A 12,496-nucleotide genomic window follows, 5' to 3' on the forward strand; every position below is an offset into this window, starting at 1 on the left:
TCGAGCGGACCCGCGCGACGCTCACGCGTCCTTGTCAGGCGTCGAGCCGTCCTGATGACGGAATGCTTTCGAGCGGATGCCGTGCTTCTTGAGCAGCATCTGCAGGTGTGACCGGTTCATCTCGCAACGGCGCGCCAGTTCGGCCACGGTGCCGCCGGTCTCCTGCAACCCGCGTTCGAGAAACGCCCGCTCCGCCTCGTCGCTTGCGGCCCGCTTCGCGTCGCTGAGCGACATCGGCCTGCCCGGCAGGCCGTCATCCGTCGCACGCACGGCGCTCGACACGGTTTTCGGGCGGATGTCCTCGGGCAAGTGCTCGATATCCGCGATCTCGCCGGCCAGGCACGACAGACGGTAGACGAGGTTGCGCAGTTCGCGAATGTTGCCCGGATAAGCGTAGGTCAGCAGGAAGTCGCGCAGCTTCGGCGTCGTCTTGACGGGCCTGCGCTTCAGTGCCCCTGCCGCCTCGTCGCCGAAGTAGGCGAGCAGCAGCGGAATTTCATCGCGACGCTCGCGCAACGCCGGCAGCGTCAGATGAATGACGCTCAGGCGGTAGAACAGGTCCTCGCGAAAGAGCCCCTGTTCGCTCAATTGCCGCAGATTCTTGTTGGTGGCGGCGACGATGCGCGTATCGACGCTGATCGGCTCGTCCGAGCCGACCCGCTGGATCTCGTGCGACTCCAGCACGCGCAGCAGCTTGACCTGCCCCGACAGCGGCAATTCGCCGATTTCGTCGAGGAAGATCGTGCCGGAGTGCGCGCTCTCGAACTTGCCCTTGCGATCGTTCGACGCGCCGGTGAACGCGCCGCGCCGATGGCCGAACAGCTCGGATTCGAGCAGGTTGTCGGGAATCGCGCCGCAGTTCACCGAGATGTACGGGCGGTCGGCGCGCCCCCCGTTCGCGTGGATGACTTTCGCCATCAGTTCCTTGCCGGTCCCGCTCTCGCCGTCGATCAGCACCGGCAGATCGGTCGGTGCCGCCTTTTCGGCGATTTCGAGTGCTGCGAGCAGCTTCGGATTGTCGCCAAAAATACCCTCGAAGATGAAACTGCGCTCGATCAACGCCTGCCGGCGTCGCTGCACGGGGGGTGCGGGCGCGTCCGGCGCATCGGTCGCATCGGACGTCTGCGGCGCGGCCACGGCTGCCTCGACGAAGCGCTCCTTGCGCGACATCTGCATGACTTCGTCGCGCAGCACGTTCGCCTGGTTGAGCAGCTTCTCGATGTCGGCACGCTCGAGCTTGGGTGCCCAGCGCAGCATCGAGCGCAGGATCTCGATCTTCTCGAGCAGGCCGGCATACGAGATCGCGGAGTTGCCGAATCCGTGCGGGTCGAAGAGTTTCATGCGGCACCCAGCTGTTTCTGGACGAGCTGGTAATACATGCCCTTGAGGGCGACCAGCTCGTCGTGCGAGCCCTGTTCGACGATCGCGCCTTCGTACAGGACCAGGATCTTGTCCGCGCGCATGATCGTGCTGAGCCGGTGCGCGATGATCACCGCGGTGCGCCCTTGCAGGATTTCATGCATGTTCGCAAGGATGTTGCTCTCCGACTGCGTGTCGAGCGACGAGGTCGCCTCGTCGAACACGAGCAGGCGCGGGTCGTGATAGAGCGCGCGGGCGATGCAGAGCCGCTGGATCTGGCCGCCCGACAGGCCGACGCCGCGCTCGCCCACCACCTGCTCGTAGCCGAGCGGCAATTTGCTGATGAATGCATGCGCGTCGGCCATCCGGGCGACCTCCTCCATGCGGTGCCAGTCGGGGCTCGTGTCACCGCATGCGATGTTCTCGGCAATCGATCCGGAAAAGACCAGATTGGACTGCATCACGTAACCGATCTGCGCACGGTAGTAAGCCTTGTCGATCGCGCTCATGTCGTAGCCGTCGACCACGATCTTGCCGTCCGTGGGCGCGTAGAATCCGACGAGCAGCTTCGCCAGCGTGGTTTTCCCCGAGCCGCTGCGCCCGACGATGGCCACCATCTCGCCGCGCTTGATCGTGCAGTTGATGTTCTCGAGCACGTAAGGCGTTTCGTTGCCGCCGTAGCGGAAATACACGCTGTCGAAGCTGATGTCGCCCTGCAGGTCGGGCAGCAGCACGCGTGAGGCCAGTTCGGACGGCTGCTGCTCGGGCTCGATGTCGAGGACGTCGCCGAGCCGCTCCATCGCCACCGCCGCGTCGTTCATCAGGCTCCACATGCCGACGAGTCCCATCAGCGGCGCCAGCACGCTGCCCATGAATGCATTGAAGGCGATCAGTTGCCCGATGCTGAGTTCGTGCACGAGCACGAGGTTCGCACCGACCCACAGGATCACGATGGTGGTTGCCGCATTCAGCAGCTGGCTGCACAGCGCCACCAGGATATTGAATGCCTGCGCACGGTACTGGACGTCGAGCGCCTTCGCATACTTGCGCTCCCACTTCAGCCGTACCGACCGCTCGATCCCCATGCCCTTCACGGTCTCGACGCCGCCGAGCGTCTCCATCAGCAGCGACTTCGCATCGGTGGATGCGGCAAACACCTCGCGCGCATAGCCTTTCAGCTTCGGGGTCGCGAGCGCCGTGAGCGCCATGATCGGGATCACGAAGGCGATCAGCACCAGCGTCATCTTCACGTTGTAGAGAAACATGATCGTGAAGTAGATGAAGATCATCAGGAGATTGAGCGCGGTGGTCACGGTGGACTCCGTCAGGAACGCCCGGATCGTCTGGTTCTCCTGGAAGCGCGCGAACACGTCCCCGCTCTTGCGGCGCGCGAAAAACGAATACGGCAGCGACATCGTATGTTTATAGAACTGCGACATCATCGCGAAGTCGAGACTGCGCACCATGAAGTTGGAAAGGTGGGCGCGGATCGTCGTCATCAGCTGGGTAAACACGTGCGAAATGACGAGCCCGGCAATCAGCAAGTGCAGCAGGTTGACGTTCTGGTGCACGATCACCCCGTCGAGGATGCTCTGGATGATGATCGGCGGTACGACGCCCAGCACCTGGATCACGAATGTCGCCAGGAACAGATGCGCGAGAATCTTCTTGTAAGGACGCAGATAGCCGATGAAGCGCACCCACGGCGAACGTGTCTCGGCCGGCGCCGCGGCCGGCCCCCTCGCGGTGAACAGCAGGCACGTGCCGCTCCAGCCGCGCTCGAACGCCTCGACGCTCAGCTTCCTGAAGCCGAGCACCGGATCGGCGATACGCACCCACGACTTCGACACACCGTATACGACGACGTAGTGGTAGCCCTCCCAGTGCACGATGAACGGCAAGTCGAACCCGAGCAGCGCCTCGTACGTGCACTGCACGCCGCGCGTCGCGAAGCCGACCGCCTCACCGGTGCGCGCGAGACTGTCGAGCGTCGCGCCCTGCGTCGTCACGTTCGCCAGATCGCGCAGCTTGCCGAGCGTCATCGCGACGCCGTAGTGACGGCAGATCATCGCGAGGCACGCCGCCCCGCAATCCATTTCCTCGGCCTGTTCGACCAGCACGAAGCGCTTGATCATGCGCTCGCCGAACGCGGCGTCGGCGCCGATATCGATCTGCAGCGGGTGGCGGCGCCGTTCGGCGAGCTTCTTCTGCCGCTTCAGCTCCTGATCGACGAAGCGGATGCGCTCCTCGAGCACCTCGCGCAATTTCGGGTTGCGCTCGAGCATGAAATGCACGGTCTTTTCCGGAATGACGAGCAGGCGCGTATCGGTGACGGCCGTGACCGTCGCCGCCTGCTCCTGCCGCAGCAGGCACGCGCGCTCGCCGAAGATCTCGCCCGCGCCGAGCGTCGCGAGCGGATAGTCGTTGCCGTCCTCGTGGCACGAGACGCTCACCTCGCCCTGGCGCACGACATACAGCCGGAGGTCGCCGCCCGGCCCCTGCCGGACGATCTCCTTGCCGGCCGCCACGCGCTTCACGCCGACGCTCGACACGTACTCCTCGAGTTCGGCGCGCGTCAGCTTGCCGCGCAGGTCGAACAGCCGCGTCACGAACCCGCCGGCCGAGCTGATCGCGACATAGCTCGTCACGAACGACTGCGCGGCGGGATTGTCGCGCAGGATCGGCTCGATCGCGCTGCGCGGGATGCACAGTATCTCGGTCTTTGTTGATGCGCGCACCGACACCTCGTGCCAGTAATCGCGCAGCATCGCCATTTCACCGAACACCTCGCGTTCCTTGCGCACACCGACGCTGGTTTCCTTGCCGCGCTCGTCGGCGATCAGGCGCACGGACCCGAAGCGCAGCACATACAGGCCCTCGGCCGGCTCACCGCGATTGCAGATGGTGTCGCCGAACGCGTAGGTGCGCACCTGCGCCTGCGCGGCCATGCGATCGAGTTCGTCGGGCGAGAAGAGCGACAGCGGCTCCACCGACGCGAGAAACGCCGCGAGCGACGGGGGGCTGCTGGCCGGGGCGGGGGCTTGTGCGTCCATCGCGGCGGTTCTCCGTGATCAGCGTGCATCGATGATGTGTTCCTGCGCGCGCTCGGCGAGCCACTCCTCGCGCAGCAGGCGACGCACCTCCGACGCGACGTCGGCGTCGAGCGCGGCCGGGTGTTTCGCGGTCACCGAGAAGATCTCGAAGAACGCGCCGTCGGGCGCCGCGAACGGCCCGAGCAGGTCTCCCACCCGCGCGTTGAACACCTTGGCCTCGATATCCGTCTTCAGCGAGCCGCGCAGCACCTTGCCGATCACGCCGCCACGCTCGCTCGTGTCGGCGATCGAATGCCCGCGCGCCATGTCGCCGAAGCAGCCCGGGTCGTCCTCCAGAAGCGCCATCATTTCGCGTGCCTTGCCCTCCGAATCCAGCACGATGTGACTGACCTCGATGCTGTCGAACTTCGGCGAATTGAGCTTGAAGTACGCTTCGACGGCCGCATCGCTGCACACCGTGTCGAGCGTCTTTTCCTGGTACAGCGTGTCGGTGATGAATCGCTCGAACTCGTCGAGACTAACGCCGAACACGTCCAGGTAGCGGTTCATGTCCGCGGCGCGGTGCAGTCCGCGCACGCGACGAAACTGGTCGGCACGCTCCTGGATTTCCGCCGGCGTCACCTGCATGCCCATCTTGCGCGCCGCGATCACCGTCAGCCGGTCGCGAACCTGCTGCTCGACGAGGCCCTCGAACTGCCCGGTGAGCTTCAGCACGCGGATGAAGTCGTCGGTGCCGATCACCTCGTCGTCGATACGCACTATTGCCGTCATTTCGTTCCCCTTGATCCTGTACGCGGCGATTCGCCCTGATTCGCCGCCGGTGCCTCGCATCACCACCTGCTCCACCCCACGACGCCGTGGCAGTCTCCCTCAACCCGCGATCTGCCTGAACGGGTCCAGCGCGAACCCGATCAGGCGGCGCTCGCGCACCACGATTTCCGCCGTGGCCGTCATCCCGTAGCGCAGCGGGTAGGTCGTGCCGGCAATCGTGTACGCGTTGCGCACCAGCGCCACGCGGCCTTCGTAGACGGGTTCCTTCGTCTGCGCCTGCGGCTTGGTCGCCGGCGAGATGTATTCCAGCGTGCCGTCGATCACGCCATAGCGCTGATACGGAAACGCATTGAACTTGAGCTTCACGGGCAAGCCCTCATGCAGAAACGCGCGGTCCTGCTCCGCGATCGCGACCTTCACCACCGGCCGCGCATCGGACGGCGCGATGCTGCCGAGCGGCGTGTTGGCGAGTATCTTGTCGCCGGGCTGCGTCGTGGTCACGTCGGTGATCACGCCGGAGACGGGCGCCAGCACGAGCAGGAAATTGTCCTTGTCGATGTTCTCGAAGCGGATCCGAGCGGCGGCATCCGCGGCGAGGCGCGCCGTCTGCACCTGCAGACGCAGCTTCTCTTCGGTGTTCGCGATGTCGCGCACGGTCGCGTCGTACTGGATGCGCAGCCCGGTCAGCGTCTCGCCGCTACCCTCGAGCTGCGCCTTCGCCTGCGCGAACTCGTGGCTCTGCTGCGCCTCGAGCTGCGAGAGCCGCGCTTGCGCGACGCGGTAGCTGTCCTGGGCCTGCAGGTACGCGCTGCGCTTCTGTTCCACCTGGCTCTGCGACACGCCGCCGCCGCCCGGCAGTGCGAACAGGCGCGCGTACTTGTCCTGTTCGTCCTTCGCGAGATCGAGTGCGTGGCGCGCATTGTCGATATTGCTGCGCGCTTCGTCGATCTGCGCGCGTTGCGATTGCGCGAGCTTGCTGGTGCCTTCGGCAATGCGGTTCTGGTGCAGGTGCTCTTCGACCTCGATCTGTTGCTTCAATGCGTCGGCCTTGCGCTCCATCAGCTGCTTCTTGTCCGGGAACTGCTTCCATTCGCGCTCCGCGTCGTCGAGCTTGAGGCGTGCATCGAGCGCGTTGGTCGCCGCCTCGATCGCGCCGCGCGCGTTGATCCGGCCGATCACGTCGTTCTTTTCGACCGGCTGACCTTCCGCGATATAGATGTCCACCAGCTCGCCGTCGACGGGCGCGTAGATGCGGCGCACCTCGGACTCCGGCGCAAGCGCGCCCTGCGCGGTCACGATCACATCGGCGCGGCCGACGAACGACCACAGCAGTGCACACACGACGAGCCCGACCATCGCGATGATGGTCGCCTGCGTGAGCCGCCATGGCCGCGCCGTCAGGATCGCGATGCCTTCGACGCTGTGATCCTCCAGCGCCTCGCCCAGCGAGCGCGGCGGCTCCGGCGGCGTTGCCTGCCGCGCGCGCTTAAGGAGACTGTCGAGCTTCACCGCGCCCTCCCGAAGAAGCGAGCCGTTCCAGGGTCGGGACATGCGCGGCGAATTGCGGCGTCGCGAAGCGGAACTGCTTGAGGCGATCCAGTACGGCCGGTCCGTGCCCGGCCCGCGCGTCGCTCTCGAACTGCAGGTACTGCTGCAGATCGGCACGCACGGCGTCGAGGCCGCCGAGGCGCGGATAGCGCTGCTCGTCATCGGCGAGCAGCGCCGGGAGCGCGTCCAGCCGGTCGTCGTCGAGCGCCGACGCGATCGCGCGCTGCAACCGCTCAAGCGCGGCCACATAGACGGAGTTGTCGCTCTGCAGCTTGCGCAACTGACTGAGCGCGTCGGCATACAGCACGCCGAACGCGGGAACGTATGACGAAATCCGGTCGAGCAGCCGCTGATGCGCACCCGGGTCGTCGTTCCAACGGCCGGTCAATGCCTTGATCGGCGCTTCGTCGCGGTAGATGCGGATCGGCGCTTCCGCCCCGCCGCGACCGGCAACGAACGCCTGCAGCTCGCCGATCCACGCCACTTCGTCGACGAGCGGTTGTGCGTCGGCGTTATGACGGGCAAGCGCGCGCATCTCCTGCACGACGGTGCGGGCGCGGTCGAACGCGCGCGCGTTCATTGCGGCGATCCAGTCCGGTACTTTCGACCGAACGAGTGCCTCGGTACCGAGCGCGAGGAACGCCGGGTCGTCCGGATGGCTCGCGAGATGGCGGTCGGCGAGTTGCGCCGCCTGCGCGGTGTCGCCGCGCGCCAGCAACGCATGCATCTCGCGCAGCGGCGCATCGCGGAAATACAGTGTCGCGAACAGCAGGACGACCGCCGCGAGCAACCCGCCGCTCCACCAGCCGAGCCGGCGCAGGTTGACGCGCCCGCTACCGCCGAACGCCTCGCTCAGCTCCGACAGGAAGACTTCGACCCTGCCGCGCCGGTGGCGCGCGTCATGCGCGGTTTCGGCGGCGCCATGCGCGGCGTGCGGGTTGACCTCGTCGTCCTGCTGAACGGCCGGCACCGTGCAGAAGATGTCGAGGAACGAATGCGCGGTATCGACGAAGGTCGTGCGGTCGGGGTCTGCGGCGACCGCATTCGCGGCAGCGCCGGGCGCTGACGTGCCCGTCACGGTCGAGTCCGGCCCCGGCTCGCGCTGCACCGCGACGCGATAGACGAAATGATCGCCGCCGAACGCGAGCATCGCGCCGTCGCCGAGCGGCACCGCATGCTCATCGAGGCGCCGGCCGTCGACGAACGTGCCGTTCGTGCTGCCGAGGTCTTCCACGAAGACGTCGCCGTCCTGCACGTAGATGTGCGCATGACGTCGCGACAGATAGTTGACCTGATGCGGATACGCGTTCCGGTAGCAGGCGAACGTGTCGTCGGTCTTGCTCACGAGGAACGGGAAGGCGGTAATGATGACCGGTTGCAGGCCGAGATCGCCGCGCTCCGGCGACAGCGTGACGACGACCGGCCGAGCCGGCTGATGCGTCGCGCGCGGCACGAACGCGACGCGATACGCCAGCGCGCCGGCGAAGCGCAGTTCGTCGCCGTCGCGCAGCAGGTGCGGCTTGTCGCCGACATCGACACCGTTGACAGCCGTACCGTTCTTGCTGCCGAGATCGGCGACATAGGCCGCGCTGCCTTCAAAGAAAATGCGCGCATGCCGGCGCGACAGATCGGCCACCAGTTCGGGCCGCGCGGACGCGAACGGCGTGTTGGTCCGCCCGACTGCGAACAGCGCCTTGTCGATCCGGATCTCGCTCAGCTCTGGAAGGGAAACCGGCTTGAGCACGATGTCGAACTGCCGGGCGAGCGCGGCTTGTTTCTCGGCAATCGAAGCGGCGTCTGGAACCATGATTCGGCCAACGATCGACATGCGCCCGCCAATGGGCATGCGGCGCAGGAAACGCGACGCGCTTTCGAACCACCCGTGTGAAGCCGCGCCGCGAAGGCACGCGGCGGCACGATCGTGAAAAAAGTTTAGGCGACGGATTGCGGTAGTCAATCGGCTGGCACCGATCGCGCGGCTGCGCAGGGCTGGCGTGTTCATTGCATCGCTTGCCGGACCGGCTCGCTGCTTGCATTCGAGACTTCGACCGCGCGCCAGCCGCCGCCGATTGCCTTGTAGAGCGTGACCGTGTCGCTCAGAATCTGCTGATGATTCGCGAGCAGCGCGAGTTCCGCGGATGCCACCGCACGTTCCGATTCGAGCACCTCGAGCTGCGACACGAGCCCTTCCTTGAGCTGCGCCTCCACCTGCGCGGCGACGGTGCGCAGACGCGCACTCTGCTGCTGCAACTGCACGCGCTGCTGCTTGTGCGCGTCGAGATCGACGAGCGCGTTTTCCACTTCCTTGAACGCGGTGAACACGGTCTGCCGGTACTGCTGCTCGGCCACCCGGGTCTGCGCCTCGGTCGTCTTGATGTGCGCGTGCACGCTCGGGTCGAACATCGGCAGGTTGATGCTAGGCAGGAAGCTGAACGTGAAGGCCTTGAAGAGATCCGATAGCGCAAATGCCGCCGTGCCGCCGCGCCCCGTCAGGCTGATCGACGGCAATTGCGCCAGCTTCGCCGCACCCACTTCGTCATACGATTCGAGCACGCGATACTGCGCGGCCACGACATCCGGCCGGCGCGCGAGCAGTTGCGCGGGCAGTCCCATCGGCACGTCCGGCAGCTTGACGCGCTGCCGGAGATGGCCGGCAGGCATCCTGAACTCGCCGGCCGGGACGCCCAGCAGCGTCGCGAGCGCGTTCTCGGCCGTGTCGCGCGACCGATGCAGTTCGATCAGCTGGTTCGCCAGGCCGTTGATCTCCGCGCTCTGCCGCAGCACTTCCGTCTGCGGCGCGACGCCGTTCGCAAACATTGACTGGTAGATCGCGAGGATCTGGCGGTTCTTGTCGAGCGTGCGCTGTTCCTGTTCGATCTGGTCGTCGAACCGGAGGATCTCGAAATAGGTGCTCGACACGTCGGCGACGAGCGTCAGGTAGCCCGCGCGCCAGTCGGCTTCGGTCGCATGGTATTCGGCCTTCTGCGCCTGCACGCCTTTCTCGACCTTGCCCCAGATGTCGATCTCCCAGTTCACCTGGCTGCCGAGGTTGTAGGTCCTCGACGGCGCTTGATGCGTGTTCTTCTCGAAGTCCACGCCCGCGCCGAGATCGACACTCGGCAGCGCGCCCGCCTGGACTTCGCCGACCTGTGCGCCGGCCACACCGATGCGCGCCGCCAGCACCTTGATGTCGACGTTGCCCGCGATGGCCTTGTCGATGAGCGCGTCGAGCGTCGGATCGTCGAAGCGCTTCCACCATTCGGCATTGACCGCGTCCGATGCGGATACCGGCCCGTGCGCGTGCGCCCAGGTGGTCTTTGCCGGCATCTCCGGGCGCTGGTAGACGGGCATGTTCAGGTCCATGCAGCCAGACAGCAACGCCGCGCATGCGCCGGCGGAACCGGCGATGCGGGCAAGCGACCGCGTGAGACCGCGGAGGTTGCGCGTGGCAGTCGGCGACAGGTGGATGTTCACGATCGACTCCTTGGAAGGAACGCGGCGACGATGCGGGATCGGGTGGATGTGTTGGTGTTGATGCTGCTGCGTGGCACGCTCGCGTCTCATACCGCATGGGGCGTGCCAGCCGTGCGCAGGATCAGCGGAAATCTCGCCGGGTGGCTTGCCGGCGCGGGTTCGAGCGACGAAGACGGGGGTTCCGGCGATCGGTGCGCGATACCCGGCTCAAGGAAGCATGGCGGGTCGCCGCCGACAGTTCCGGCCCATGATGTCGGGAATGCACAGACACATGTGCTCGCGCGATGGGCGGCAGCGTTGCCGTCCGGAGCGCGCCCGCTCGCGCACGCGCACGCCACGCGTCCGTGGCTCGGTGCGCGCGACGTCACTTCACGTTGATCGTGATTTTCTTCGAGTAGATGGGGGGATTTTGCGGCACGTGGTTGGCGTCGCCCATCAGGAGTTGCAGCGTGTGCTTGCCCGGAGGAAGCTCCAGCGTGGTTTCGGTTTCGCCCGCGCCGAAATGCAGGTGATTCCGGTCGGACGGAATCGGCTGGTCCATCGGCGGCAGGTCCGTATCGACCAGCAGGTGATGGTGGCCCGTGTTCGGAAACGGCACATGCGACGGCGCGACACCCATGTCGCGCAAGCCGAACCACACCCGGAACGGACGTCCCGCCGGCAGAACCTGGCCATCGTTGGGCCATCCGATGTAGACGATGGCCTTCGGGGGATGCGTGCTGGTCTCCGCGGTCGTCGACCCTGTCCATAGCAGCGTCAAGGCAACGGCGAAGAGGATGAGCTTGTTCATAGCGGCAATTCCCGGTTCGTGCGGCGGGCGCGGCATGGCGCGCTACTTGACCGTGATCGTGATCTTCTTCGAGTACACCGGCGGATCGTGCGGCACGTGGTCGTGGTCGCCCATCAGCAACTGCAGCGTGTGCTTGCCGGGAGGAAGCTCGATGCGCGCCTCGGTTTGACCAGCGCCGTAATGGAGATGATTCCGGTCCGACGGTATCGGCTGGTCCAGCGGCGGGAGATCGGTATCGATGAGCAGATGATGATGGCCCACGTTGGGCCGCTCGATGCCTTTCGGGCAGATGCCCATGTTGCGCAGGCCCATGCGCACCCAGAACTTGCCGCCCGTGATCGTCGCACCGTCCGACGGCCAGATGATGTATGCCTCGGCGCCGGGCGGCGAAGACGTACGCCCGGCGGCAAACGCGATCCTCGGCGCCAGGACGGTGGCGGCCAAAGCCAACAACGTAGCCCTTCTTCGCATCGTATTGCTCCTCGCGTTGGTGGCGGCGCGCGGCGTCGGACAGTGGAGCGTGTCTAACAGCTTAGGACGTAATCGACAGGAAGACACATAACGATGTCCCGGGGTAATGGGCCGAGCGCGATGCGTGTCCGCGTATGTCTGTTTTTTGCAAAACACGCGGGTGGATCCGGAGATCGCCGCCGAGCGCACGTGCTATCTTGAATGTGTCCTGCCAGTGCCCGCCGCACGTCGGCATTGCGCTCGCCGCGACAGGACACCCGGCAACGGCTGTGCTCCGCCTTCGGCACCTCGTCCGACGGCGCACCCTGGGGGCCCGAATATGTGGCGAATACTCTTGCCCGCATGCCTGTTTGCGTCGATCTCGGTGGCCTCGGGCCCCTGCTCCGGCGAGGACATGCATCCTTTTGCAGTACCGCCGGCAGCTTCCGCGCGTGCACCGTCAATTGAACCGCATCGCGTCGCGCTCGTGATCGGCAACGGCGCATATCGCGAACACCCGCTCGCCAATCCCGTCCGCGATGCCGATGCGATGGGCGATGCGCTGCAGGCGCTCGGCTTCGATGTCATCACGTTGCGCAACGCGACCCGGCAGCAAATGCTCGACGGGCTTGCCACCTTCGAGCGCCGCATCGCGGCCAGCGGCACCGGGCTGGTCTATTTCGCGGGCCACGGTGCCAGCGCGGGCGGAACGACCTGGCTCGCGCCGGTCGACGCCGACGTCGGTTCTCCGGCCGGCCTGTCGCGAACGGGTATCGACCTGCAGACCGTGTTCGATGCGACGTCGCGGCCGCACGGCGACCGCATTGATCTGATCATTCTGGATTCCTGCCTGATCGCGCCTCCCGGTGCCGGCAACGTGTCGGCCCGAAAGCCACCGCCGCATACGCTCGTCGCCTATGCGGCAGCGCCTGGCGAAGGCGCCGCCGACGGTGCAACGCATGGTGTCTATACGGCGGCGCTGTTGCAGGCGCTCGCGATGCCGGGACTCGGTATCGAACAGGTCCTTGACCGTGCCGGCGCGATGGTTGCA

Annotated in this window: 8 protein-coding genes and 1 pseudogene; 1 reads left to right on the plus strand and 8 read right to left on the minus strand. The window is 66.1% G+C overall.

The window, feature by feature from the left end; genetic code table 11:
• Positions 1-21 precede the first annotated feature (21 nt).
• From LGM71_RS23320 to LGM71_RS23360, 8 genes are all read right to left on the minus strand, one after another.
• Entirely contained in the window at positions 22-1,341 is a 1,320-nt protein-coding gene (locus tag LGM71_RS23320; RefSeq protein ID WP_226116597.1) for a sigma-54 interaction domain-containing protein, read from the minus strand.
• A complete protein-coding gene (locus LGM71_RS23325; RefSeq protein ID WP_226116600.1) occupies positions 1,338-4,412 on the minus strand; it encodes a peptidase domain-containing ABC transporter in 3,075 nt (1,024 codons plus the stop codon). The genes LGM71_RS23320 and LGM71_RS23325 overlap by 4 nt, the downstream gene beginning before the upstream one ends.
• Before the next feature lie 18 nt (positions 4,413-4,430).
• Positions 4,431-5,183, minus strand: coding sequence for a peptidylprolyl isomerase (locus tag LGM71_RS23330; protein WP_226116602.1), 753 nt, complete (start codon positions 5,181-5,183; stop codon positions 4,431-4,433).
• A 99-nt stretch (positions 5,184-5,282) separates the two neighbouring features.
• Positions 5,283-6,692 (minus strand): HlyD family efflux transporter periplasmic adaptor subunit, encoded by a 1,410-nt coding sequence (locus tag LGM71_RS23335; RefSeq protein ID WP_124629211.1) that lies wholly within the window; start codon positions 6,690-6,692, stop codon positions 5,283-5,285.
• Positions 6,670-8,538, minus strand: coding sequence for an FHA domain-containing protein (locus LGM71_RS33195; protein ID WP_319000398.1), 1,869 nt, complete (start codon positions 8,536-8,538; stop codon positions 6,670-6,672). The genes LGM71_RS23335 and LGM71_RS33195 overlap by 23 nt, the downstream gene beginning before the upstream one ends.
• 191 nt (positions 8,539-8,729) lie before the next feature.
• Positions 8,730-10,205, minus strand: coding sequence for an efflux transporter outer membrane subunit (locus LGM71_RS23350; protein ID WP_413226905.1), 1,476 nt, complete (start codon positions 10,203-10,205; stop codon positions 8,730-8,732).
• A 364-nt stretch (positions 10,206-10,569) separates the two neighbouring features.
• Positions 10,570-10,995 carry a DUF4399 domain-containing protein gene (locus LGM71_RS23355; protein ID WP_124629207.1) on the minus strand — a complete coding sequence of 142 codons (426 nt, stop codon included), beginning with the start codon at positions 10,993-10,995 and terminating at the stop codon, positions 10,570-10,572.
• A gap of 42 nt (positions 10,996-11,037) precedes the next feature.
• Positions 11,038-11,466 (minus strand): DUF4399 domain-containing protein, encoded by a 429-nt coding sequence (locus tag LGM71_RS23360; protein ID WP_124615301.1) that lies wholly within the window; start codon positions 11,464-11,466, stop codon positions 11,038-11,040.
• Between the two features lie 394 nt (positions 11,467-11,860).
• On the opposite strand from LGM71_RS23360, the pseudogene LGM71_RS33445 reads away from it, so the two are divergent.
• Positions 11,861-12,487 (plus strand): annotated as a pseudogene (locus LGM71_RS33445) (caspase family protein); the annotation flags it as partial.
• Positions 12,488-12,496: the final 9 nt, after the last annotated feature.

The organism is Burkholderia sp. AU33545 (genome assembly GCF_020419685.1).
GTDB lineage: Bacteria > Pseudomonadota > Gammaproteobacteria > Burkholderiales > Burkholderiaceae > Burkholderia > Burkholderia diffusa.

What these genes read in the sequence shown, in the direction of transcription:
- LGM71_RS23320 (WP_226116597.1), bottom strand. Translation starts at nt 1,341, where the DNA reads ATGAAACTCTTCGACCCGCACGGATTCGGCAACTCCGCGATCTCGTAT.
- LGM71_RS23325 (WP_226116600.1), bottom strand. Translation starts at nt 4,412, where the DNA reads ATGGACGCACAAGCCCCCGCCCCGGCCAGCAGCCCCCCGTCGCTCGCG.
- LGM71_RS23330 (WP_226116602.1), bottom strand. Translation starts at nt 5,183, where the DNA reads ATGACGGCAATAGTGCGTATCGACGACGAGGTGATCGGCACCGACGAC.
- LGM71_RS33195 (WP_319000398.1), bottom strand. Translation starts at nt 8,538, where the DNA reads ATGGTTCCAGACGCCGCTTCGATTGCCGAGAAACAAGCCGCGCTCGCC.
- LGM71_RS23355 (WP_124629207.1), bottom strand. Translation starts at nt 10,995, where the DNA reads ATGAACAAGCTCATCCTCTTCGCCGTTGCCTTGACGCTGCTATGGACA.
- LGM71_RS23360 (WP_124615301.1), bottom strand. Translation starts at nt 11,466, where the DNA reads ATGCGAAGAAGGGCTACGTTGTTGGCTTTGGCCGCCACCGTCCTGGCG.